This is a genomic window from Pseudomonas sp. CAM1A (assembly GCF_047501685.1).
Lineage (GTDB): Bacteria > Pseudomonadota > Gammaproteobacteria > Pseudomonadales > Pseudomonadaceae > Aquipseudomonas.
On record NZ_JBFNXP010000018.1, the window covers coordinates 1 to 23,532 of the forward strand.

General features: G+C 64.3%; 18 protein-coding genes and 7 tRNA genes. 6 read left to right on the forward strand and 19 right to left on the reverse strand.

Annotated features, from left to right (window positions below):
• Positions 1-432 precede the first annotated feature (432 nt).
• The 4 genes from asd to leuC form a co-directional block, all read right to left on the reverse strand.
• Positions 433-1,545, reverse strand: a complete 1,113-nt coding sequence (asd, locus tag ABZO33_RS25370) for an aspartate-semialdehyde dehydrogenase (protein WP_414538295.1) — start codon at positions 1,543-1,545, stop codon at positions 433-435.
• Between the two features lie 63 nt (positions 1,546-1,608).
• Complete coding sequence (gene leuB / locus ABZO33_RS25375; protein ID WP_414538296.1) at positions 1,609-2,691, reverse strand: 3-isopropylmalate dehydrogenase; 1,083 nt, start codon at positions 2,689-2,691, stop codon at positions 1,609-1,611.
• Between the two features lie 105 nt (positions 2,692-2,796).
• Positions 2,797-3,438, reverse strand: a complete 642-nt coding sequence (gene leuD, locus ABZO33_RS25380) for a 3-isopropylmalate dehydratase small subunit (protein ID WP_367858290.1) — start codon at positions 3,436-3,438, stop codon at positions 2,797-2,799.
• Positions 3,435-4,868 (reverse strand): 3-isopropylmalate dehydratase large subunit, encoded by a 1,434-nt coding sequence (gene leuC, locus ABZO33_RS25385; protein ID WP_414538297.1) that lies wholly within the window; start codon positions 4,866-4,868, stop codon positions 3,435-3,437. The genes leuD and leuC overlap by 4 nt, the downstream gene beginning before the upstream one ends.
• A 132-nt stretch (positions 4,869-5,000) precedes the next feature.
• Here leuC and ABZO33_RS25390 point away from each other — a divergent pair, with 132 nt between their 5' ends.
• Together ABZO33_RS25390 and ABZO33_RS25395 are read left to right on the forward strand one after the other, a co-directional pair.
• Positions 5,001-5,879: a LysR family transcriptional regulator gene (locus ABZO33_RS25390; protein ID WP_414538298.1), complete on the forward strand. Its 879-nt coding sequence runs from the start codon at positions 5,001-5,003 to the stop codon at positions 5,877-5,879.
• 62 nt (positions 5,880-5,941) lie between these two features.
• Positions 5,942-9,238: a PAS domain S-box protein gene (locus ABZO33_RS25395; RefSeq protein ID WP_414538299.1), complete on the forward strand. Its 3,297-nt coding sequence runs from the start codon at positions 5,942-5,944 to the stop codon at positions 9,236-9,238.
• A 65-nt stretch (positions 9,239-9,303) separates the two neighbouring features.
• On the opposite strand, the gene ABZO33_RS25400 is transcribed toward ABZO33_RS25395, so the two are convergent.
• From ABZO33_RS25400 to gltX, 12 genes are all read right to left on the reverse strand, one after another.
• Positions 9,304-9,747, reverse strand: coding sequence for an Hsp20 family protein (locus tag ABZO33_RS25400; protein ID WP_031315058.1), 444 nt, complete (start codon positions 9,745-9,747; stop codon positions 9,304-9,306).
• Positions 9,748-9,913: 166 nt separating this feature from the next.
• Positions 9,914-10,885: a tRNA dihydrouridine synthase gene (locus tag ABZO33_RS25405; protein WP_414538300.1), complete on the reverse strand. Its 972-nt coding sequence runs from the start codon at positions 10,883-10,885 to the stop codon at positions 9,914-9,916.
• A 52-nt stretch (positions 10,886-10,937) separates the two neighbouring features.
• Positions 10,938-11,372 carry an acyl-CoA thioesterase gene (locus tag ABZO33_RS25410; protein WP_023632910.1) on the reverse strand — a complete coding sequence of 145 codons (435 nt, stop codon included), beginning with the start codon at positions 11,370-11,372 and terminating at the stop codon, positions 10,938-10,940.
• 44 nt (positions 11,373-11,416) lie between these two features.
• The gene (locus tag ABZO33_RS25415) at positions 11,417-12,250 is read right to left on the reverse strand and encodes an alpha/beta fold hydrolase (protein WP_414538301.1); all 834 of its coding nucleotides are present in this window, start codon (positions 12,248-12,250) and stop codon (positions 11,417-11,419) included.
• A 24-nt stretch (positions 12,251-12,274) separates the two neighbouring features.
• On the reverse strand, positions 12,275-12,814 hold the full coding sequence (locus ABZO33_RS25420) for a TetR/AcrR family transcriptional regulator (protein WP_414538302.1): 540 nt from the start codon (positions 12,812-12,814) through the stop codon (positions 12,275-12,277).
• Between the two features lie 170 nt (positions 12,815-12,984).
• Positions 12,985-13,060, reverse strand: a tRNA-Glu gene (locus ABZO33_RS25425).
• 42 nt (positions 13,061-13,102) lie between these two features.
• Positions 13,103-13,178 (reverse strand) — tRNA-Ala (locus ABZO33_RS25430).
• A gap of 67 nt (positions 13,179-13,245) precedes the next feature.
• A tRNA-Glu gene (locus tag ABZO33_RS25435) sits at positions 13,246-13,321 on the reverse strand.
• A gap of 43 nt (positions 13,322-13,364) precedes the next feature.
• Positions 13,365-13,440, reverse strand: a tRNA-Ala gene (locus tag ABZO33_RS25440).
• 53 nt (positions 13,441-13,493) lie between these two features.
• Positions 13,494-13,569, reverse strand: a tRNA-Glu gene (locus tag ABZO33_RS25445).
• A gap of 72 nt (positions 13,570-13,641) precedes the next feature.
• Positions 13,642-13,717, reverse strand: a tRNA-Ala gene (locus ABZO33_RS25450).
• A gap of 281 nt (positions 13,718-13,998) precedes the next feature.
• Complete coding sequence (gene gltX / locus ABZO33_RS25455) at positions 13,999-15,480, reverse strand: glutamate--tRNA ligase (RefSeq protein WP_414538303.1); 1,482 nt, start codon at positions 15,478-15,480, stop codon at positions 13,999-14,001.
• Between the two features lie 141 nt (positions 15,481-15,621).
• Here gltX and ABZO33_RS25460 point away from each other — a divergent pair, with 141 nt between their 5' ends.
• Both ABZO33_RS25460 and ABZO33_RS25465 read left to right on the forward strand, forming a co-directional pair.
• The gene (locus ABZO33_RS25460; RefSeq protein WP_414538304.1) at positions 15,622-16,677 is read left to right on the forward strand and encodes an HlyD family secretion protein; all 1,056 of its coding nucleotides are present in this window, start codon (positions 15,622-15,624) and stop codon (positions 16,675-16,677) included.
• Positions 16,667-18,217: an MDR family MFS transporter gene (locus ABZO33_RS25465; RefSeq protein WP_414538305.1), complete on the forward strand. Its 1,551-nt coding sequence runs from the start codon at positions 16,667-16,669 to the stop codon at positions 18,215-18,217. Before ABZO33_RS25460 ends, ABZO33_RS25465 begins: the two co-directional genes overlap by 11 nt.
• Positions 18,218-18,265: 48 nt before the next feature.
• Here the strand turns inward: ABZO33_RS25465 and uvrB are convergent, their stop codons facing one another.
• Positions 18,266-20,281, reverse strand: coding sequence for an excinuclease ABC subunit UvrB (uvrB, locus tag ABZO33_RS25470; protein ID WP_414538306.1), 2,016 nt, complete (start codon positions 20,279-20,281; stop codon positions 18,266-18,268).
• 287 nt (positions 20,282-20,568) lie between these two features.
• Between uvrB and ABZO33_RS25475 the strand changes: the two genes are divergently transcribed.
• Both ABZO33_RS25475 and ABZO33_RS25480 read left to right on the forward strand, forming a co-directional pair.
• Complete coding sequence (locus tag ABZO33_RS25475; protein ID WP_094012465.1) at positions 20,569-21,765, forward strand: amino acid aminotransferase; 1,197 nt, start codon at positions 20,569-20,571, stop codon at positions 21,763-21,765.
• Between the two features lie 61 nt (positions 21,766-21,826).
• Positions 21,827-21,902: transfer RNA gene (locus ABZO33_RS25480), tRNA-Asn, on the forward strand.
• Positions 21,903-21,956: 54 nt separating this feature from the next.
• Here the strand turns inward: ABZO33_RS25480 and ABZO33_RS25485 are convergent.
• Both ABZO33_RS25485 and ABZO33_RS25490 read right to left on the reverse strand, forming a co-directional pair.
• A complete protein-coding gene (locus ABZO33_RS25485) occupies positions 21,957-22,373 on the reverse strand; it encodes a cupin domain-containing protein (RefSeq protein ID WP_414538307.1) in 417 nt (138 codons plus the stop codon).
• Between the two features lie 157 nt (positions 22,374-22,530).
• Complete coding sequence (locus ABZO33_RS25490; RefSeq protein WP_414538308.1) at positions 22,531-23,469, reverse strand: 2-hydroxyacid dehydrogenase; 939 nt, start codon at positions 23,467-23,469, stop codon at positions 22,531-22,533.
• Positions 23,470-23,532 lie beyond the last annotated feature (63 nt).

A 23,532-nucleotide genomic window follows, 5' to 3' on the forward strand; every position in this document is an offset into this window, starting at 1 on the left:
GTAACTTCGCGACTTCAGGAGGCCGAACGCAGGTCTTGCGGAGGGAGGTGACGGGCATGGATGCCCGTCAAGCGCTGCGCCCCAGGATGGGGCGTTCAGCGCGGTCCTCCCGGGAGCAAGGCCGGAGTGAGGGGACCCGGAGCGAAGCGCAGGGCCGGATGAATGGAGCGCCACGGCTTTGCTTACTTTGGCCGCGGACGGCGAGTTACGACCAAAGTAAGCCGCCGTAAGGGCGGAAAGGTGAATAAGCGTCGACATCGCAAATGAATGCGCATAAAAAAATCAAAACAACCAACAACCAACAACCAACAACCAACAACCAACAACCAACAACCAACAACCAACAACCAACAACCAATCTAGCACCAATAAAAAAACCCGCATCACTCTCGCGACACGGGTTCTTCAACAGCCCAACTCAAACCAGACCGATCACCGCTCCAGCAGAATCCGCAGCATGCGCCGCAGCGGCTCCGCAGCCCCCCACAGCAACTGATCACCAACCGTAAAGGCCCCAAGATACTGCGACCCCATGTTCAACTTGCGCAAACGCCCGACCGGCACGTTCAGGGTCCCGGTCACCTGGGTAGGGCTCAGCTCCTGCATGCTGATCTCACGCTGGTTAGGCACCAGCTTCACCCAGGGATTGTGCTGGCTGATCATGCCTTCGATATCCGCCAAAGGCACATCCTTGTTCAGCTTGATGGTCAGCGCCTGGCTGTGGCAACGCATGGCACCAATCCGCACGCAGATACCATCGACCGGAATCGGGTTCTTGAAGCGCCCGAGGATCTTGTTGGTCTCGGCCTGGGCCTTCCACTCTTCACGGCTCTGCCCGTTCGGCAGTTCCTTGTCGATCCACGGGATCAGGCTGCCGGCCAGCGGCACGCCGAAGTTGTCGGTCGGGAAGCCCTCGCCACGCATGGCCTCGGCCACCTTGCGGTCGATGTCGAGGATGGCGCTGGCCGGGTTGGCCAGGTCGTCGGCGACCGCCGCATGGATACCGCCCATCTGCTTGATCAGCTCACGCATGTTCTGCGCGCCGGCACCCGAGGCCGCCTGGTAGGTCATGGCGCTCATCCACTCGACCAGGCCAGCCTCGAACAGGCCGCCCAGGCCCATCAGCATCAGGCTGACGGTGCAGTTGCCGCCGATGTAGTTCTTGGTGCCCGCATCCAGTTGCTGGTCGATGACCTTGCGGTTGACCGGGTCGAGGATGATCACCGCGTCGTCCTGCATGCGCAGGGACGAGGCCGCGTCGATCCAGTAGCCCTGCCAGCCGGCTTCACGCAGCTTGGGGAATACTTCATTGGTGTAGTCGCCGCCCTGGCAGGTCAGGATGACGTCGAGGGTCTTGAGCTCTTCGATGTTGTAGGCATCCTTGAGCGGCGCAATGTCCTTGCCCACCGCCGGGCCTTGGCCACCGACATTGGAGGTGGTGAAGAACACCGGCTCGATCAGGTCGAAGTCCTGCTCTTCGAGCATCCGCTGCATGAGCACGGAACCGACCATTCCACGCCAACCGATCAGACCTACACGTTTCATCGCAACTACACCTTTGCTAAAAGTGGGCCGCCACCGGGAGTTTTGGGTGGCGGGCCAGAGAGATTACAGATTCCGCAGCGCTGCGACTACTGCATCGCCCATTTCCTGCGTACCGACCTTGCGGCAGCCCTCGGAGAAGATGTCGCCAGTACGCAGGCCCTGGTCCAGCACCAGGCTCACCGCCTGCTCGATCGCCTCGGCGGCGGCCGTCTGGTTGAAGCTGTAGCGCAGCATCATCGACACCGAGAGAATGGTCGCCAGCGGGTTGGCGATGCCTTGCCCGGCGATGTCCGGCGCCGAACCGTGGCACGGCTCGTACATGCCCTTGTTGTCGGCATCCAGCGATGCCGACGGCAGCATGCCGATGGAACCGGTGAGCATGGAAGCCTCATCCGACAGGATGTCGCCGAACATGTTGTCGGTCACCACCACATCGAACTGCTTGGGCGCGCGCACCAGCTGCATGGCGGCGTTGTCGACGTACATGTGGCTCAGCTCGACGTCCGGGTAGTCCTTGGCCACTTCCTCGACCACTTCGCGCCACAGCTGGCTGGAAGCCAGGACGTTGGCCTTGTCCACCGAGCACAGTTTCTTGCCGCGCACGCGGGCCATGTCGAAGCCGACGCGTGCGATGCGGCGCACTTCGCTCTCGCTGTACGGCAGGGTGTCATAGGCCTGGCGCTCGCCGCCTTCCAGCTCGCGCTGGCCGCGTGGCGCGCCGAAGTAGATGCCGCCGGTCAGCTCGCGGACGATGAGGATGTCCAGGCCGGAAACGATCTCGGGCTTGAGCGAAGAGGCATCGGCCAGTTGCGGATAGAGGATGGCCGGGCGCAGGTTGGCGAACAGGCCCAGTTGCGAGCGGATCTTCAGCAGGCCGCGCTCCGGGCGGATGTCACGCTCGATCTTGTCCCACTTCGGGCCGCCCACGGCGCCCAGCAGCACGGCGTCAGCCTGGCGCGCACGCTCCAGGGTCTCGTCGGCCAGCGGCACGCCATGCTTGTCGATGGCCGCGCCACCGATCACGTCGTGGGTGAGGCTGAAGCCGAGCTGGAACTTGTCGTTGGCCAGCTCCAGCACCTTGACCGCCTCGGCCATGATTTCCGGGCCGATGCCATCACCTGGGAGAATCAGAATCTGCTTGCTCATGCGTTCCTCTATCCAATCAAGCGGCGCGCCCTGTCGGCGCGCCGATAAACTCAGTGTCCAATGGGCCTCATCGCGGGGCAAGCCTGCTCCCACTGAGGCCGTCGATCAATCGCGGAACAACCAGGGCTGGCTGGCGCGGTGCTTGCCCTCGAACACCTTGATCGCGTCGCTGTCCTGCAGGGTCAGGCCGATATCGTCCAGGCCGTTGAGCAGGCAGTGCTTGCGAAACGCGTCGATCTCGAACTTCAGCACCTTGCCGTCCGGGCGGGTCACGGCCTGGGCGTCAAGGTCGATGGTCAACTGGTAGCCCGGGTTGGCCTCGACCTGCTTGAACAGCTCGTCAACCTCGGCAGCGTCGAGAATGATCGGCAACAGGCCATTCTTGAAACTGTTGTTGAAGAAGATGTCGGCGAAGCTCGGCGCGATCACGCTGCGGAAACCGTACTCGTCGAGCGCCCACGGGGCGTGTTCGCGGCTCGAGCCGCAACCGAAGTTCTCCCGCGCCAGCAGCACGCTGGCCCCCTGGTAACGCGCATGGTTGAGCACGAAGTCCTGGTTCAACGGGCGCTTGCTGTTGTCCTGGTAAGGCTGGCCGACGTCCAGGTAACGCCACTCGTCGAACAGGTTGGGGCCGAAGCCGGTGCGCTTGATCGACTTCAGAAACTGCTTGGGAATGATCTGGTCGGTGTCGACGTTGGCACGATCCAATGGCGCGACAAGGCCGGTGTGCTGGGTAAAGGCTTTCATGCTGCGCTCCCTTGGATCAACTCGCGGACATCGATGAAGTGGCCGGTCACCGCGGCGGCGGCGGCCATGGCCGGGCTGACCAGGTGGGTACGACCACCGGCGCCCTGGCGGCCTTCGAAGTTGCGGTTGGAGGTGGACGCACAGTGCTCGCCGCTCTCCAGGCGGTCCGGGTTCATCGCCAGGCACATCGAGCAGCCCGGCTCACGCCATTCGAAACCGGCTTCGAGGAAGACCTTGTCCAGCCCCTCGCGCTCGGCCTGCGCCTTGACCAGGCCGGAGCCCGGCACGACGATGGCTTGCTTGACGCTGGCGGCAACCTTGCGCCCCTTGGCGATCTGCGCGGCGGCGCGCAGGTCTTCGATACGCGAGTTGGTGCACGAACCGATGAACACTCGGTCGAGCTTGATGTCGGTGATGGCCTGGTTGGCACTCAACCCCATGTACTTCAACGCCCGCTCGATCGAACCACGCTTGATCAGGTCGGTTTCGGCAGCCGGGTCCGGCACACGCTGGTCCACCGCCAACACCATCTCAGGCGAGGTGCCCCAGCTGACTTGCGGCTTGATCTGCACGGCATCCAGCTCGACCACGGTGTCGAACACCGCGTCAGCATCCGACACCAGGTCCTTCCAGGCCTCTACCGCAAGCTTCCACTGCTCGCCCTTGGGCGCATAGGGACGACCTTCGACATAAGCAACGGTGGTCGCATCGGTGGCCACCAGGCCGACGCGGGCACCGGCCTCGATGGACATGTTGCAGATGGTCATGCGGCCTTCCATCGACAGCTCGCGGATGGCGCTGCCGGCGAACTCCATGGCGTGGCCGTTACCGCCAGCGGTGCCAATCTTGCCGATCACGGCGAGGACGATGTCCTTGGCGGTGACGCCGGCGGGCAATTGACCCTCGACGCGCACCAGCATGTTCTTCATTTTCTTGGCCACCAGGCACTGGGTGGCGAGCACGTGCTCGACCTCGGAGGTGCCGATGCCATGGGCCAGGGCGCCGAACGCGCCATGGGTGGAGGTGTGCGAATCGCCGCAGACCACGGTCATGCCCGGCAAGGTCGCGCCCTGTTCCGGGCTGATGACATGGACGATACCCTGACGCTCGTCATTCATCTTGAATTCGACGATGCCATATTCGTCACAGTTCTCATCGAGGGTCTGCACCTGAAGGCGCGACACCTGGTCGGCGATGGCCTCGATACCACCCTTGCGCTCCGGCGTGGTCGGTACGTTGTGGTCAGGGGTGGCAATGTTGGCATCGATGCGCCATGGCTTGCGGCTGGCCAGGCGCAGGCCTTCGAAAGCCTGGGGCGAGGTCACTTCGTGGATGATATGACGGTCGATGTAGATCAAGGACGAGCCGTCATCGCGGCGCTTGACCTCATGAGCTTCCCAGAGTTTGTCGTAGAGCGTTTTGCCAGCCATCAGACTGTTCCTCATCAGCGTCTTTCTATGCCAAAGACCCCTTGGCTTGTACGGACGATGCTATGGCGATAGATTGAATAACTCAAATTCATAATTTTCATGCTTTGCATAACCATCAGGAATTCGAACTGAATGGACCTCGCGAATCTCAGCGCCTTCATCGCCATCGCCGAAACCGGCAGTTTTTCCGGGGCCGGCGAACGCCTGCATCTGACCCAGCCGGCCATCAGCAAGCGTATCGCCGGCCTGGAGCAGCAACTGGACGTGCGTCTGTTCGACCGCCTGGGCCGCGAGGTCACCCTGACCGAGGCCGGCCGCGCCCTGCTGCCCCGCGCCTACCAGATCCTCAACGTACTCGATGATACCCGCCGCGCCCTGACCAACCTCACCGGGGCGGTGAGCGGTCGCCTGACCCTGGCCACCAGCCATCACATCGGCCTGCACCGCCTGCCGCCGCTGCTGCGCGCCTTCACCCGCCAGTACCCCGCCGTTGCCCTGGATATCCAGTTCCTCGACTCGGAGGCGGCCTACGACGAAGTCCTGCATGGTCGCGCCGAAATCGCCGTGATCACCCTGGCACCCGAGCCGCATCACCTGGTACGGGCGGTGCCGGTGTGGAACGACGCCCTGGACTTCGTCGCCTCGCCCGAGCACCCGCTGGCCAGCAACGGCGTGGTCAGCCTGGCCGACGTGGCGCGCCACCCGGCCGTATTCCCCGGTGGCAACACCTTCACCCACCACATCGTCCAGCGCCTGTTCGAAAGCCAGGGCCTGGTGCCGAACATCGCCATGAGCACCAACTACCTGGAAACCATCAAGATGATGGTGTCGATCGGCCTGGCCTGGAGTGTGCTGCCACGTACTATGCTCGATGAGCAGGTGGCGCCCATCGCCCTGCCCGGCATACAGCTGTCACGCCAGCTAGGCTACATATTGCACACGGAGCGCACGCTATCGAACGCGGCCAGGGCCTTCATGGCGCTGCTCGACAGCCACGCCGGGGCAGCCTGACCGGTCGCAGGCACGGCATTTCTCTCCACAAGGACGCGTTTTCCGCCAAAGGTCTGGTATCGATGCCCAAATCAGCAAACCGCTTTCCGCGCCTGCCCCGCATTCCCGCAGCCGACCCCCAGGAGTCGGAACAGGCCTGGCAGAACGCTCCCCAGTTGCTGGCCGCGCTCAACGCCGCGCGCCTGGGCGCCTGGCTGTGGGATATCGACAGTGGCCGGGTGAGCTGGTCGCGGGGCACCCAGGCGCTGTTCGGTTTCGACCCGCAACGCCCGCTGCCCAACGATGTCGACTACCTCGACCTGCTGCCCGAGGAGGACCGCGCCCGCACGCGCCAGGCGTTCCAGGCCGTGGTCAACGGCGAGCCGGTCGAGCAGGCCATGCGCCACCGCATCCGCTGGCCCGATGGCAGCGTGCACTGGCTGGAAATCAACGGCAGCCTGACCCACGACCCCCATGGTCGCCCGCAGATGATCGGGGTGATCCGCGAGATCACCCGCCAACGCGAGCGCGAAACCGCGCTGATCAATTCGGAGAAGCGCTTCGCCACCCTGTTCCACCTCAGCCCCAATGCCATTCTCCTGACGCGCCGCCATGACGGCCTGATCATCGAGGTCAACCAGCACTTCGAACACATGTTCGGCTGGCCAGGCGCTCAAGTCGTCGGCAAGACCAGCGTGGAACTGGGCCTGTGGGTCAACCCCGAGCAACGTCACCAGGTGCTGGACGCCACCCGCGCCGGTAGCGGCCCGTTGACCCTCGAGGTGCAGTTCCGCGCCACCAACGGCAAGATTCACGATGGCATTCTCTGCACCCAGGGCATCGAGCTCGAAGGCATCACCTACCTGATCAGCACCTTCGTCGACACCACCGAGCGCAAACGCGCCGAACAGGCGCTCAAGGACAGCCAGGAGCGTCTCGACCTGGCCCTGGACTCGGCCCAGCTGGGCACCTGGGACTGGCACATCCCCAGCGGCATGCTTTATGGCTCGGCCCGCGCCGCACAACTGCACGGGCTGGACCCGGTGCCCTTCCACGAATCGTTCGAGGCCTTTTTCGAAGGCGTGCCCGAGCACGAACGCAGCGTCATGCGCCAGGCCTACCGCAGCCTGCGCGAAGGGCCGGCGGGCAATTACCAGATCACCTACCGCGTACAGCTCGACAACGGTAACTCGCGCTATATCGAAAGCCGCGCCCGCCTGTACCGCGACGACCAGGGCAACCCGCTGCGCATGGCCGGCACCCTGCTCGACATCACCGACCAGGTGGAACGCGAACAGCGCCTGACGGCCTCGGAGGAAAAGTTCGCCAGCCTGTTCCAGGTCAGCCCCGACCCGATCTGCGTGACCCGCCAGGACAGCGGCCAGTTCATCGAGATCAACCCAGCCTTCAGCCAGACCTTCGGCTGGGCCCCGGAGCAGATCCTCGGCCACACCGCCGAGGAAATCGGCCTGTGGGCCGAATCGGCCGAACGTGCCCAGCGCATCGAACGGGTGATCCGCGACCAGGCCCTGAGCAATGTGGCGGTGGTGGTCAATCACCGCAACGGCACGCCGCTGACCTGCGTGATCTCCAGCCGCCTGATCAGCGTCGACAACCAGCCGTGCAGCGTCACCACCCTGCGCGACATCACCCAGCAGCAGCGCGCCGAGGCGGCGCTCAAGGCCAGCGAGGAGAAATTCGCCAAGGCGTTTCATTCCAGCCCCGACGCCATCACCATCACCGAGCGCCACAGCGGGCGTTATGTGGAGGTCAACGACGGTTTCAGCCGGCTGACCGGCTACAGCCCCGAGGAAGTGGTGGGTCGCACGGTCTACGAGATCGGCATCTGGGCCGATGAAAAACAGCGCGCCGCCCTGCTCAACGAGCTGCGCGAGCGCGGTCGGGTGCATCACCGCGAGATGCTCGGGCGCAACAAGCGTGGCGATATCCTTACCGTGGAAGTGTCGGTGGAGCCGATCAACCTCAACGAGACCGACTGCCTGCTGATCAACGCGCGCGATGTCAGCCTGCTGAAGAACGCCCAGGCGCAGATCCGCCACCTGGCCTACCATGACCCGCTGACCAACCTGCCCAACCGCGCCCTGCTGATGGACCGCCTGAGCCAGCAGATCGCCCTGCTCAAGCGCCACAACCTGCGCGGCGCCCTGCTGTTCCTAGACCTGGACCACTTCAAGCACATCAACGACTCGCTCGGTCACCCGGTGGGCGACACGGTGCTGAAGATCATCACCGCCCGCCTTGAGGCCAGCGTGCGCCTAGAAGACACCGTGGCGCGCCTGGGCGGCGACGAATTCGTGGTGCTGCTCAGCGGCCTGGAAGGCAGCCGCGAGCAGGTGGAAAACAAGGTTCGCGAACTGGCCGACACCCTGCGCGAACTGCTGGCCGAACCGATGTCGCTGGATGGCCAGCGCCTGCAGGTCACGCCGAGCATCGGCGTGGCGCTGATCCCCGACCATGGCGCCACACCCGCCGACCTGCTCAAGCGGGCCGACATCGCCCTGTACCGCGCCAAGGACTCCGGGCGCAACACCACGCAGTTGTTCCACACCACCATGCAGAAGGCCGCCAGCGAGCGCCTGCGCATGGAGAGCGACCTGCGCCTGGCCCTGGCCCGCGGTGAACTGGCCCTGCACTTCCAGCCCCAGGTCGATGCCCGCGACAACCGTATCGTCGGTGCCGAAGTGCTGCTGCGCTGGCACCACCCGCAACTGGGCCAGCAGCCGCCGGCGCAGTTCATCCAGGTTCTCGAAGAAAGCGGCCTGATTCTCGAGGTTGGCAGCTGGATTCTCGACGAAGCCTGCGACGCCTGCGCGCGCATGCTCGCCGACGGCCTGATCGACGCTGACGACTTCAGCCTGTGCGTCAACATCAGCCCACGGCAGTTCCGCCAGAACGACTTCGTCGATCGGGTGCTGCGCAGCCTCGACGACTACCGCCTGCCCCGGCGCATGCTCACGCTGGAGATCACCGAAGGCATCGTCATCCAGAACCTGGAGGACACCATCAGCAAGATGCGCGAACTCAAGCACCACGGTGTGAGCTTCGCCATGGACGACTTCGGCACGGGTTATTCATCGCTCACCTACCTCAAGCGCCTGCCGGTGGATGCGCTGAAGATCGACCAGACCTTCGTGCGCGACGCGCCGGTCGACCCCAACGACGCCGAAATCGTCCGCGCGATCGTCGCCATGGCCCGCAGCCTGGAGCTCGCGGTGATCGCCGAGGGCGTGGAGCTGACCGAGCAGCTGGAGTTCCTCGAGCGCCAGGGCTGCCATCTGTACCAGGGCTATCTGCACAGCCGACCGCTGCCGCTGCCGGAGTTTCGCCAGATCCTGCTGGAGGCACCGGCGGATTACTGAGGGCTGGATACGCCGCAGAACGCAAAAAGGGCACCCGAAGGTGCCCTTTCTTCACTGCGCTGAAATCAGTTCAGCGCCGGCTTGTCGCCGTTGATCGGGATACGCTTGGCCTTGGCTTCTTCCGGCACGATGCGCAGCAGTTCGATGCTGAGCAGGCCGTTGGCCAGGCCCGCGCCCTTGACCTCGATGTGGTCGGCGAGGCGGAACGACAGCTTGAAAGCGCGCTGGGCGATGCCCTGGTGCAGGAAGGTGACGCCTTCGCTGCTGCCGTCGCGCTTGCCGCCGGTCACGGTCAGGACGCCTTTTTCGACCTGCAGGTCGAGGTCCTGCTCCTGGAAGCCGGCGGCGGCGACCACGATGCGGTAGTGGTCATCGCCATGCTTTTCCACGTTGTAGGGTGGGTAGCTGCTACCCGCCTCGTTACGGGCGGCGGCTTCGAACAGGTCGTTGAAGCGGTCGAAACCGACGGAGTTGCGGAAAAGTGGTGCGAGAGAGAAAGCGGTAGTCATGGTCATGAACTCCTGAGATTCAGCAAGTTAAGTCACTACGCGACCCGACTTCGGCATCGCGTACTCAAGAGATATGTCCGGGCGAAAAGCTTTCAAGGGCTGGCATGAAAATTTTTCGACTGGGTATGGCATCGTGGGAGCGGGCTTGCCCCGCGATAGCGCCAGTTCAGGCGACACAAGCCTCGACGGCCCGTACCTCCATCCCCAGCAACCCGCTGATGCGCTGGCAGTCATCCTCCCGACGCAACTCGGCGAACAAGGCCACCGCCTCGGGATAACCGCGGGTCAGCATCGCCAGCCACTGCTTCATCCGCCCCGGGGCGTAGCGCGGCGACAGCTTGTCCTGAGCCTGGCGCCAGAACTCGCGCAGCAGCGGCAGCAGCTCTTCCCAGCTCATCGGCTGGTACTCGACGCCATCGCGGGCCGCGGCGATCTGCAGGGCCAGGTCCGGGCGCGACACCAGCCCGCGCCCCAGCATGATGTCTTGCGCGCCGCTGACCTCACGGCAACGCCGCCAGTCGTCGACGGTCCAGATCTCGCCATTGGCGAACACCGGCACCTTGACCACATCCTGCACCCGCGCCACCCACTCCCAGTGGGCCGGCGGCTTGTAGCCCTCGACCTTGGTTCGCGCATGCACCACCAGGTGCGCCGAGCCGCCTTCGGCCAGCGCCCTGGCGCAGTCCAGCGCGCCGTCGGGGCTGTCGTAGCCCAGGCGCATCTTCGCGGTCACCGGGATATGCGCCGGCACCGCGCGACGCACCTCGCGAACGATGGCATGCAGCAGCTCCGGCTCCTTGAGCAGCACCGCCCCGCCCCGGGACTTGTTGACGGTCTTGGCCGGGCAGCCGAAGTTCAGGTCGATCACCGGCGCGCCCAGCTCGCAGGCCAGCGCCGCGTTCTCGGCCAGGCATACCGGATCGGAGCCGAGCAGTTGCACGCGCATCGGCACACCAGCGGCGGTACGGGCGCCCTGGCGCAGCTCCGGCGCCAGCTTGTCGAACGAAGAGGCCGGCAGCAGGCGGTCGCAGACGCGGATGAACTCGGTGACGCACCAATCGATACCGCCCACACGGGTCAGGACGTCGCGCAGGATGTTGTCGACCAGCCCCTCCATGGGGGCCAGGGCAATTTGCATTTCAGGGTCTCGCCATGAAAAAGGCGGCAGTCTAGCAAACTTCCGCCAGCCGTCAGCTGCCGGTCAGCGCCGGGCCGTAGCCGTCGATGAATTCCGCCGGCATGCGCCTGGGCTTGCCACTGGACAGCTCGATGCAGGCAAAGGTGGTCTGTGCCCGCAGCAAGGTCACGCCGTCGCTCGGGCGCTTGAGCTGGAAGCGCCGGGTCATGCGCAGGCGCTGGTCCCAGTCGATGATCCAGGTGGCCAGTTGCAGCTCGTCGTCCTCATAGGCGGCGGCGAGGTAGTCGATCTCATGGCGGACCACCGCCATGGCCCGGTCCAGCCGACGATACTCGGCCAGGTCCAGCCCCAGGCGTTGGGAGTGGCGCCAGGCGCAGCGCTCCAGCCAGGTGACATAGACGGCGTTGTTGGCGTGGCCGAGGCCGTCGATATCCTCGCTGCCGACGCGTAGGTCGATGATGAATGGTGCCGCCAGATCCCAGCTCATGCCTGCTCCTGGTTTTCAGTGAACGGGCAGAGTGTACCGGATGCTCAGGCGCTTTGCCGCGCCCGCTCGGTGGAGCGCGCGAGCAGCTCGATCACCGCCTGGCCCAGGCGCGGATCGGCCAGCACCCGCTGATGACCGCCCTCCTCCAGCAGCAGCAGGCGGCTGTCGAACCAGGCCTGGTGAATCAGCGGCGCCTCACTGGCGGGCACTACGGGATCGTCCTCGGCATGCACCACCAGGCCCGGCACATCCAGTTGGTAGCCACTGACATCCAAGCGCGCCACCTGGACGCCGACATCGCGCTCCACCTGGCGGATGAAAGCCGCCCGGGCCCGGGCCGGCAAGCCCAGCCGCCGGGCAAAGCCCCGTAGCACGCCAAGCAAGCGGGCCGGGGCAGCAATGCTCACCGCCGCATCGGTGCGCAGCCCCCACTGCAGGGCCAGCAACAGGCTGGCGCCGCCCATCGAGTGGCCAATCACCGCCCGCAACGGCGGCAGCTCGGCCGCGGCCTCCAGCAAGGCGCGGGCGAACGCCACCACATGCGCCTGCTCGCCGGGCGAGCGCCCATGGGCCGGCCCTTCCAGCGACACCACGGTATGGCCGCTGTCCACCAGCCGCTCGATCAGTGCCGCGAACTGGGTGGGGCGGCCTTCCCAGCCATGCATCAGCAATACCGTCGGGCCCTGCCCCCAGCGCAACGCCGACAGCCCGAAACGCAAGGTGATGCGTTCGGCCCTGGCCAGCAGCGGCAGCTCCCAGGGTTTGGGTGGCAGGTTGCGCGGGGTCATGAAGGCGCGGCGCATCTTGCCGGCAACATGTTCAGGGACCAGGTGGCCGAGGGTGCCATTGACGCCACGAATCCAGCTCAGGGTAGTCATCGCCTTGCTCCAGGGTCAGGTTGCTCAGATCACCGCCGACTTGGCGGCACGCAGTATCCGGTCGGACAGCTCGCCATCGCCCAGGGCGCGGGCCACGGCCAGGCCGCCGACCATCAGGGCGAAATCGGCGAGCGCCTTGTCGATATCCTCGGGGCGGTCGACCATTTGCGCGGTCATCAGCTCGATGTGTTCGGCCAGCACGTCACGGAAGGCGTCCGGCAGGCGCTGCATCTCGCTCAGCGCATTGGGAATCGGGCAGGCCTGTACCTCGGCATCGCGATGCTTGCGCGACAGGTAGAAGGCCGCGACCAGGGCCCGGCGCTCGGTACCGTCAAGGGCAGGATCGAGCTGGGCGAGCAACGCACGGCGTTCGGCGAGCAACTGGCTGAAGGCTTCGAGCATGAGCTCGTCCTTGCTCTCGAAATGGGCATAGAAACCGCCGACCGTCAGGCCTGCGGCGCCCATGACCTGGCTGACGCTCGGCTCGGCCGGCCCCTGCTGGACCAGCGCACTGCGGGCTGCATCGAGGATGCGTTCGCGGGTCTTGCTCTTCTTGTCGTTCATGGCTCACCTCAAACATTATGGCCATCATATTATGCTCATAATATTTTCTGGCAAGCGGAATCTGCGGCCACTGATCGGCACAGCTGGATTTTTGGGAAGACAGAAAAAACAAAAGGCCCATTCAATAATCGAATGAGCCTTATAAGTCCTGCAAAACGCAGGTAAAAAATTGGCGTCCCCTAGGGGACTCGAACCCCTGTTACCGCCGTGAAAGGGCGGTGTCCTAGGCCACTAGACGAAGGGGACTTTAACCTTCGTGCCGACCCGCTTACGCGAATCGTGGCAAATTGGTGGAGCTAAGCGGGATCGAACCGCTGACCTCCTGCATGCCATGCAGGCGCTCTCCCAGCTGAGCTATAGCCCCGAGTAAAACAAAAGACTCATCGATCTGGATGATGAGCCTTTCAACTCCCGCAAAACGCGGGTAAAAGTGGCGTCCCCTAGGGGACTCGAACCCCTGTTACCGCCGTGAAAGGGCGGTGTCCTAGGCCACTAGACGAAGGGGACGTAACCTTCGTGCCGACCCGCTTTCGCGAATCGCGGCAAAAATTGGTGGAGCTAAGCGGGATCGAACCGCTGACCTCCTGCATGCCATGCAGGCGCTCTCCCAGCTGAGCTATAGCCCCGGATTTTTAGCCTCGCGGCCCAGCGACATCATTCAATATCGCTTGTGCAAAACTGGCGTCCCCTAGGGGACTCGAACCCCTGTTACCGCCGTGAAAGGGCGGTGTCCTAGGCCACTAGACGAAGGGGACGAACCTTCTTACCTTCAAGACCCGCTCGCTGGAACCGGTCTTGCCTGACGGCCTTGGCCATCAAGCGGAATTTGGTGGAGCTAAGCGGGATCGAACCGCTGACCTCCTGCATGCCATGCAGGCGCTCTCCCAGCTGAGCTATAGCCCCACAATGTCGCTCTGAACCGAAGCGCTGGCTGGGTGCCTGGCGTTTCGTTTTCGTTCATCGCTGTGGACGGGGCGCATATTAAGATCGGATTGCAGGGCTGTCAAACGAATTTTCGAAAATATTCAAAATTTTTTTCACAGATAACAATCACTTACCGCCCTGCCCCACCCCTCTGCGAGGAGTGCAGCCCGTGGCAGCGGGCTTGTCCCGCGATGGCGGTCATGAATCCGACATCGCAATCGCGGGGCAAACCCACTCCCACGTGGCAGGAAAAGTCTGGATCAGGCGATGTTCGCCAGCAGCTTTTCCCACTCCTTGTTTTCCTTCTTCGACACGCCGCCGAGCAGGTCGATGGCCTGGCGCAGACGGTAGCGGGTCAGGTCGGGGCCAAGGATTTCCATGGCGTCGAGCACCGACACCGAGCTGGCCTGGCCGGTGATGGCGGCGAACATCAGCGGCATGGCGTCGCGCAACTTGAGTTCCAGCGACTCGACCACGGCCTGGATGCAGCCGGTGATACGGTCCTTTTCCCACTGGCGCAGGCTTTCAAGCTTCCACAGGATCAGCTGCATCACCTGGCGCACCTGGTCGGCCGACAGTTTCTTGCTCTCAAACAGTTTAGCGTCGAGCTTCAGCGCGCCTTCGAAGAAAAAACCACCCAGCGGGGCGACCTGGCTGAAGGTTTCGACCCGACCCTGGACGTGCGGGGCGATCTTCATCATGTAGTCGCTGTTGAACGCCCACTTCTGCACGCGTGCGGCGAACTCTTCCACCGGCAGCTCGCGCAGCCACTGGCCATTCAGCCAGGAGAGCTTCTCGATGTCGAAAATCGGCCCGCCCAGGGAGATACGCGAAAGGTCGAAGTGCTCGACCATCTCGTCCAGCGAGAACTTCTCGCGCTCGTCCGGCATCGACCAGCCCATGCGGCCCAAGTAGTTGAGCATGGCTTCGGGCATGAAGCCCATGCGCTCGTAGAAGGTCACCGAGGTCGGGTTCTTGCGCTTGGACAGCTTGCTCTTGTCCGGGTTGCGCAGCAGCGGCATGTAGCACAGCTTGGGCTGTTCCCAGCCGAAGTACTCGTACAGCTTGATCAACTTGGGCGCCGATGGCAGCCACTCTTCGCCGCGCAGCACATGGGTGATGCCCATCAGGTGGTCGTCGACCACGTTGGCCAGGAAGTACGTCGGCAGGCCGTCGTTCTTCATCAGCACCTGCATGTCCATGCGATCCCATGGGATCTCGACGTCGCCACGCAGCATGTCCGGGACCACGCAGATGCCTTCGCTCGGCACTTTCATGCGGATCACGTGGGGCTCGCCAGCGGCGAGGCGGCGCTGCACTTCTTCGTCGCTCAGCAGCAGGGCACGCCCGTCATAGCGCGGGGTTTCGCCGCGGGCCATCTGCTCGGCGCGCATCTGCTCCAGCTCTTCGGCGGTGCAGAAACAGTAGAAGGCATGGCCGGCGTCGACCAGTTCCTTGGCATATTTGGCGTAGATCTCGCCACGCTCGCTTTGCCGGTAAGGGCCGTGCGGGCCGCCGACGTCCGGGCCTTCGTTCCATTCGATGCCGAGCCAACGCAGTGCGTCGAAGATCTGCTGTTCCGACTCACGGGTGGAGCGCAACTGGTCGGTGTCTTCGATACGCAGGATGAACTCACCGCCGTGCTGCTTGGCGAAGCAGTAGTTGAACAGGGCGATGTAGGCGGTGCCGACATGGGGGTCGCCGGTGGGCGATGGCGCAATACGCGTGCGAACGGTGGTCATTGAGAGTCTCGAACGAAGAGAAACAAAGGCGCGATGTTAGCAGGGAGCGGGCATCGGGCTCCAGCAATGGCGCTATCGTCACTTGTGACCTTACCACCGGTCGCTGTTAAATTTGCTTACACTTTCGCAACGAATGCCCCCATGCCTAGCCCACTCAAACGTCGCTTGCTGATCTTCATTACCTTGGTGCTGCTGGTCGGCCTCGCCTTCCTGGCCCACTGGTACTTCAAGGGGCGCTTCTACGAGAGCACCGACAACGCCTATGTGCAGGGCGAGATCACGCGTATTTCCAGCCAGCTGGGTGCGCGCATCGAAGAGGTGCGCGTCGAGGACAACCAGCACGTGAGCAAAGGCGACGTGCTGGTGCGCTTGGAGGCCGCCGACTTCGAGCTGGCCGTCGAGCGTGCCCGCGCCGCCCTGGCCAGCCGGGAGGCCGAACTCGCCCAGGCGCGCAGCCGCCTGACCCAGCAAGGCAGCCTGATCGCGGCGGGCCAGGCCCAGGTTGCCGCCAACCAGGCCACCCTCGACCGCTCGCAACTGGACCTCAACCGCGCCCAGGCCCTGCGTAAACCTGGGTTCGTCTCCGAAGAACGCGTTACAACCCTGTCGGCCGAAAGCCATGTCGCCCGCTCCCAGGTGGACAAGGCCCAGGCCGACCTCAAGGGCCAGCGCCAGCAGGTCGATGCCCTGGCCGCCGAACTCAAGCGCCTCGACGCGCAGATCGCCAATGCCCACGCAGACCTGGCCCAGGCTGAACTGAACCTGACCCGCTGCGAGATCCACGCGCCGATCAGCGGCACCATCGGCCAGCGCAACGCCCGCAACGGCCAGGTGGTGCAGGCCGGCGCCTACCTGCTGTCGATCGTCCCCGACGAGGACATCTGGGTACAGGCCAACTTCAAGGAAACCCAGATCGGCAGGATGCACCCCGGCCAACGCGCCGAGCTGGTGTTCGACAGCTACCCCGACACCCCGGTCGAAGGCCGGGTCGACAGCCTGTTCGCCGCCTCTGGCGCGCAATTCAGCCTGCTGCCGCCGGACAACGCCACCGGCAACTTCACCAAGGTCGTGCAGCGCCTCCCGGTCAAGCTGACCTTCGCCGCGGACAACCCGCTGCACGGTCGCATCCGCCCGGGCATGTCGGTGACCGTCACCGTCGACCTGCGTGGCGAAGACGACGACCAGCATGGCCGGTGACGCGCTGCTGCGCCCCACTGCCGAGCCGACCCGCCGCGACTGGATCGCGGTAATGAGCGTGATGCTCGGCGCCTTCATGGCGGTGCTGGACATCCAGATCACCAATTCCTCGCTCAAGGACATCCAGGGCGCGCTGTCGGCGACCCTGGAAGAGGGTTCGTGGATCTCCACTTCGTACCTGGTGGCCGAGATCATCATGATCCCGCTGACCGCTTGGCTGGTGCAGCTGCTCTCGGCTCGGCGCCTGGCGGTGTGGGTGTCACTGGGTTTCCTGGTGTCCTCGTTGCTGTGCTCGATGGCCTGGAACCTCGAGAGCATGATCGTGTTCCGCGCCCTGCAGGGGTTCACCGGCGGCGCGCTGATCCCGCTGGCCTTTACCCTGACCCTCATCAAGCTACCCGAGCATCACCGCGCCAAAGGCATGGCCATGTTCGCCATGACCGCCACCTTCGCTCCTTCCATCGGCCCGGCCCTGGGCGGCTGGCTGACCGAGAACTGGGGCTGGGAATACATCTTCTACATCAACATCCCGCCGGGGCTGCTGATGATCGCCGGGCTGCTCTACGGACTGGAGAAGAAGGAAGCGCACTGGGAACTGCTCAAAAGCACCGACTACGCCGGCATCGTCACCCTCGGCCTGGGTCTGGGTTGCCTGCAGGTTTTTCTCGAGGAAGGCCATCGCAAGGACTGGCTGGAGTCGAGCCTGATCGTCAGCCTGGGTACCGCCGCCCTGCTCGCCCTGATCCTGTTCGTGATCCTGCAGTTCTCCCGGCCGCACCCGTTGATCAACCTGCGCATCCTCGGCAACCGCAACTTCGGCCTGTCGAGCATCGCCAGCCTGGGCATGGGCGTCGGCCTGTATGGCTCGATCTACCTGCTGCCGCTCTATCTGGCGCAGGTCCAGGGCTACAACGCCCTGCAGATCGGCAAGGTGATCATGTGGATGGGCGTACCGCAGCTGTTCCTGATCCCGCTGGTACCGCAACTGATGAAGGTGATCCCACCCAAGGTGCTGTGCGCCCTGGGCTTCTGCCTGTTCGGCGCGGCCAGTTTCGGCTCCGGCGTGCTCAACCCGGACTTTGCCGGCCCGCAGTTCAACCAGATCCAGGTGATCCGTGCCCTCGGTCAGCCGATGATCATGGTGACCATCTCGCTGATCGCCACGGCTTACATCCAGCCACAGGACGCGGGGTCGGCCTCGAGCCTGTTCAACATCCTGCGCAACCTGGGGGGCGCCATCGGCATCGCCCTGCTGGCGACACTGCTGGATGCGCGGACCAAGGTGTACTTCGACTACTTGCGCGAGGCGGTGGTGCCGAACAATCCGCAGGTCGCCGAACGCCTGGCGCAACTGGCCGAACGCCTGGGCAGTGATAATGCGGCACTGGGCAAGCTCTCGGAGATCACCCACCAGCAGGCGCTGATCATGGCCTACAACGATGCCTTCCACTTTGTCGGCATCGGCCTGGTGGTAAGCATGCTGGCGGTGCTGTTGACGCGCAAGCTGCCGCAGGGATTGAAAGCCGGGGAAGCCCATTGACCCATTGGCAAGCCCGCTCCCACGCCAAAAAACACTAACAGACGGCGATCAGCTGACGATCAGCCGCTCGCGCAGTTTGCCAATCTCGTCGCGCAACTGCGCCGCCGCCTCGAACTCCAGATCGCGGGCGAACTGGAACATCTTCTCTTCCAGTTGCTTGATGCGCTTGCTGATCTGCGCCGGGGTCTGCAACTCGACCTCGTAGCGCCCGGCCTCCTCCGCCGCCTTGGCCATGCCCTTGCGCTTCTTGCTGCGGGCTCCAGGCACGGTAGCGCCTTCGAGGATGTCGGTGATGTCCTTGACCACGCCCTTGGGCACGATGCCATTGGCCTGGTTGAAGGCGACCTGTTTCTCGCGGCGCCGCTCGGTCTCGTCGATGGCGCGCTGCATGGAGCCGGTGATGTTGTCGGCGTACAGAATCGCCCTGCCGTTGAGGTTACGCGCGGCGCGGCCGATGGTCTGGATCAGCGAACGCTCCGAACGCAGGAAGCCTTCCTTGTCGGCGTCGAGGATCGCCACCAGCGACACCTCGGGCATGTCCAGGCCTTCACGCAGCAGGTTGATCCCCACCAGCACGTCGAAGGTGCCCAGGCGTAAGTCGCGAATGATCTCCACGCGCTCGACGGTGTCGATGTCCGAGTGCAGGTAGCGCACCCGCACATCGTGGTCGGCCAGGTAGTCGGTGAGGTCCTCGGCCATGCGCTTGGTCAGTGTGGTGGCCAGCACCCGCTCGCCCAGGGCGACGCGCTTGCCGATCTCCGACAGCAGGTCGTCGACCTGGGTCAGCGCCGGACGCACCTCGACCTGCGGGTCGACCAGGCCGGTCGGCCGCACCACCTGCTCCACCACCCGCCCGGCGTGCTCGGCCTCGTAGGGGCCGGGGGTAGCCGAAACAAAGATGGTCTGCGGGCTGACCGCCTCCCACTCATCGAAACGCATGGGCCGGTTGTCCAGTGCCGACGGCAGGCGGAAGCCGTACTCCACCAGGGTTTCCTTGCGCGAACGGTCGCCCTTGTACATGGCGCCGACCTGGGGAACGCTGACGTGGGATTCGTCGATCACCAGCAGCGCATCATCCGGCAGGTAGTCGTAAAGCGTGGGTGGCGGCGCGCCGGCCGGGCGGCCGGAGAGGTAGCGCGAGTAGTTCTCGATGCCATTGCAGTAGCCCAGTTCGAGGATCATCTCCAGGTCGAAACGGGTGCGCTGCTCCAGGCGCTGCGCCTCGACCAGCTTGTTGCTCGCGTTCAGGTACTCGAGGCGCTGCTTGAGCTCTTCCTTGATGCCGTCCACTGCCTCGACCAGGGTTTCCCGCGGGGTCACGTAGTGGCTCTTGGGGTAGAAGGTGAAGCGCGGCAGCTTGCGGATCACCTCGCCGGTGAGCGGGTCGAAGGCGGCGATGTTCTCCACTTCGTCGTCGAACAGCTCGATGCGGATGGCCTCGAGGTCCGATTCGGCCGGGAAGATGTCGATCACATCGCCGCGCACGCGGAAGGTGGCGCGGGCAAAGTCCATCTCGTTGCGGGTGTACTGCAGGTCGGCCAGGCGGCGCAACAGGGCGCGCTGGTCGAGCTTGTCGCCACGGTCGACGTGCAGGACCATCTTCAGGTACGTCTCGGGGCTGCCCAGGCCGTAGATGCACGACACGGTGGTGACGATGATCGCGTCGCGCCGTTCCAGCAGCGCCTTGGTCGCCGACAGGCGCATCTGCTCGATATGGTCGTTGATCGAGGCGTCCTTCTCGATGAAGGTATCCGACGACGGCACATAGGCTTCCGGCTGGTAGTAGTCGTAATAGGAGACGAAATACTCGACGGCGTTGTTCGGGAAGAATGCCTTGAACTCGCCGTACAGCTGGGCGGCCAGGGTCTTGTTCGGCGCCAGCACCATGGTCGGGCGCTGCACCTGCTGGATGACGTTGGCGATGCTGAAGGTCTTGCCCGAGCCGGTCACCCCGAGCAGGGTCTGGTGCGAAAGGCCGGCATCGATGCCCTCGACCATCTGGCGGATGGCCTCGGGCTGATCGCCAGCCGGCTGGAATCGGGTGACGAGCTGGAATTCGGACATGACGGACCTCGTGGATGGCGCGGCAACTGTAAATTTAGCCAGTAGTCTATACCCAAATGCGCCTGGCGGGCGTCGGATTCAAGGGCAGCCCTTGAACCTTCATGGCAATGGACCCGGCAATTCGACCAATGGTCGAAAAATATTTGCGCAAACAGCCGGAAAAGCTGCGCCAGACTGTCGCAGTGACCGATGGGTATCACTATACTGACTCCCCGTTTGTGCACCGCTTCAGTGCCTTCGGCTGGAGCGTGCCCCCCTATCACTCTCCTATCAGAGCCAAGGTAACAATGAGCCTGTTTTCCGCTGTCGAGCTGGCACCCCGCGACCCTATCCTGGGCCTCAACGAAGCATTCAACGCCGACCCACGCACCGACAAGGTGAACCTGGGCGTGGGCGTCTACTGCAATGAGGAAGGCCGCATCCCGCTGCTGCGCGCAGTGATCGCAGCCGAGACCGCCCGTGCCGCCCAGCACGCCTCCCGCGGCTACCTGCCGATCGACGGCATCGCCCAGTACGACCAGGCTGTGCAGAAACTGATCTTCGGCGCCGAATCGCCGTTGCTGGCCGCAGGCCGCGTGGTCACCGTGCAGGCTGTCGGCGGTACCGGCGCGCTGAAAATCGGCGCCGACTTCCTCAAGCGCCTGCAGCCGGGCGCCGTAGTCGCCATCAGCGACCCGAGCTGGGAAAACCACCGCGCCCTGTTCGAGAGCGCCGGCTTCCCCGTTCAGACCTACCGCTACTACGACGCCGCCAGCCAGGACGTGAACCGCGCCGGCATGCTCGAAGACCTGAACAGCCTGCCATCGGGCTCGGTCATCGTGCTGCATGCCTGCTGCCACAACCCGACCGGCGTCGACCTTTCGCTGGATGACTGGAAGAACGTCCTGGAAGTGGTCAAGGCCAAAGGCCACATCCCGTTCCTCGACATGGCCTACCAAGGTTTCGGTGCCGGCATCGACGAAGACGCCTTCGCCGTGCGCCTGTTCGCCGAATCGGGCCTGGAGTTCTTCGTTTCCAGCTCGTTCTCCAAATCGTTCTCGCTGTACGGCGAGCGCGTTGGCGCGCTGTCGATCGTCACTGCCTCGAAAGATGAAAGCACCCGCGTGCTGTCGCAGGTCAAGCGTGTAATCCGCACCACCTACTCCAACCCGCCGACCCACGGCGCCAGCATCGTCGCCGCGGTGCTCAACAGCCCCGAGCTGCGTCAGATGTGGGAAACCGAGCTGGCCGAGATGCGTGAACGTATCCACGGCATGCGCAAGCAGATGGTCGAGCTGCTGGCCGAGTACGGCGCCAAGCGTGACTTCAGCTTTGTCGGCCGTCAGTGCGGAATGTTCTCCTACTCGGGCCTGACCGTGGAGCAAGTGGCACGCCTGAAGAACGAGTTCGGCATCTACGCTCTGGACACTGGCCGCATCGCGGTCGCCGCGCTGAACCAGAGCAACATCCACGTGGTCACCAAGGCCATCGTCGAAGTGCTGTAACTACTTGATTGTCTAGGGGAAGCTTGACTTCCCCCAGACACGCAGTAAGATACGCGCAGATTCCGCGATAGCTCAGTCGGTAGAGCAAATGACTGTTAATCATTGGGTCCCTGGTTCGAGTCCAGGTCGCGGAGCCAAACACTGAAAACCTCCAGATGCGCAAGCACTGGAGGTTTTTTATTGCCTGCGCTTCAGCGCTTGGGCAACGGTTCGGTCACCGGCTTGCCCTCCTCCACCAGGCTCCATACCAGAAGCTTGGCTGGCGCACTTTTACTGGCATTGCGTGAGACGCTGTGTACCGTCCCCGGGGCCTCGTACCAGAATTCGCCGGCCTTGTAGGTCTTCTCCGGTTCGTCATTGAGCTTGGATGTCACCGCGCCTTCCAGCACATAGGCCATGACCGCACCCGGATGCCAGTGGCCTGGCGATGCCTCGCCAGGGGCATAGCTCACCGTGAGCATCACGGCTTTGTTGCCGGGGGCATTGGTGGGCAGTTGCTCCTGGAGGATTCTGACTTGATCAGGCTTTTCGCCATGGGCCCAGGCGAGGGACAGTGGGGCTAGCAGGCCGAGCGTCAGCAAGGCGGCGGGCAAATGGATGGATCGCATGGGGCTTCTCCTGTAGGGATCTACCTGCAGGTTAAGCCCGGCCTCGCGAGGGACAAACGGCCAATTCGCGGAAAAAGCGGGAGGCCGATCGGCCACCCGCTAGCGGTGCGAAGGCTTCTCAAGCCCGGCGCAGTGCCGGGCGGACTCCGAAAAGGAGTCAACCGCGAACCGGGGTCAGCACCGGCTCGCCGGCAAAGAACGCCTGCAGGTTGCGCAGCACCAGGGCCACGGTGTCGTGCGCGGCTTCCGGCGACTGCCCCGCCACGTGCGGGGTCAGCACCGTGTTGCCCAGCGCCTTCAGCGCAGCGGGCACTGCCGGTTCATCATCGAATACATCCAGTGCGGCCCCCGCAATCACGCCCTGCTCCAACGCCGCGATCAGCGCCGGGGTGTCCACGACGCTGGCGCGGGCGATATTCACCAGATAGCCCTCGGCGCCCAGGGCCGCCAACACCGGGGCATCGACCAGATGCCGGGTAGCAGCGCCGCCGGGCGTGGCGACCACCAGGATGTCCACGGCCTCGGCCAGGCGCAACGGGCTGTCGTGCCAGGTGTACGGTTGGTCCCGGCGGGGTGTGCGGCTGTGGTAGCTGACATTCATGTCGAAGCCCTGGCTAGCACGGCGGGCGATGGCCTGGCCGACCGCGCCCAGGCCGATGATGCCCAGGCGTTTGCCGCTGACCGAGGGGCTGATCACCCGGTTCCATTCGCCGCGCCGGGTACTGGCATCGGCACGCGGGATATCGCGCAACAAGGCCAGCAGCAGCGCCATGGCGTGGTCGGCAACGGGACCGGCATTTGCCCCAGCGCCATTGGTAACGGTAATACCACGCGCCGCGGCGGCCTCGAGGTCGACCTGCTCGTAGCCGGCGCCGATCACGCAGATGATCTGGAGTTGGGTCAAAGTGGCAATTTCGCCGGCCGTGAGGCCCAGCGGGCCGCGGGTGAGCACGGCGTCGATCTCGCCGGCATGGCGGGCGATGGCGTCGGCGCGCATCTGCGGCGACGGTGCGCGGATCAGCCGGTAGCCGGCCTGTTCCAATAGCGGCAGGTAGTCATCGACGGTTTCCACCAGCACCAGGACTGTCTTGCTCATGCCACCCTCCGGTTGTATGCGAAGGGGGATTATGCCAGTTGTTGGCGCCGCCGGCCCTGTCGC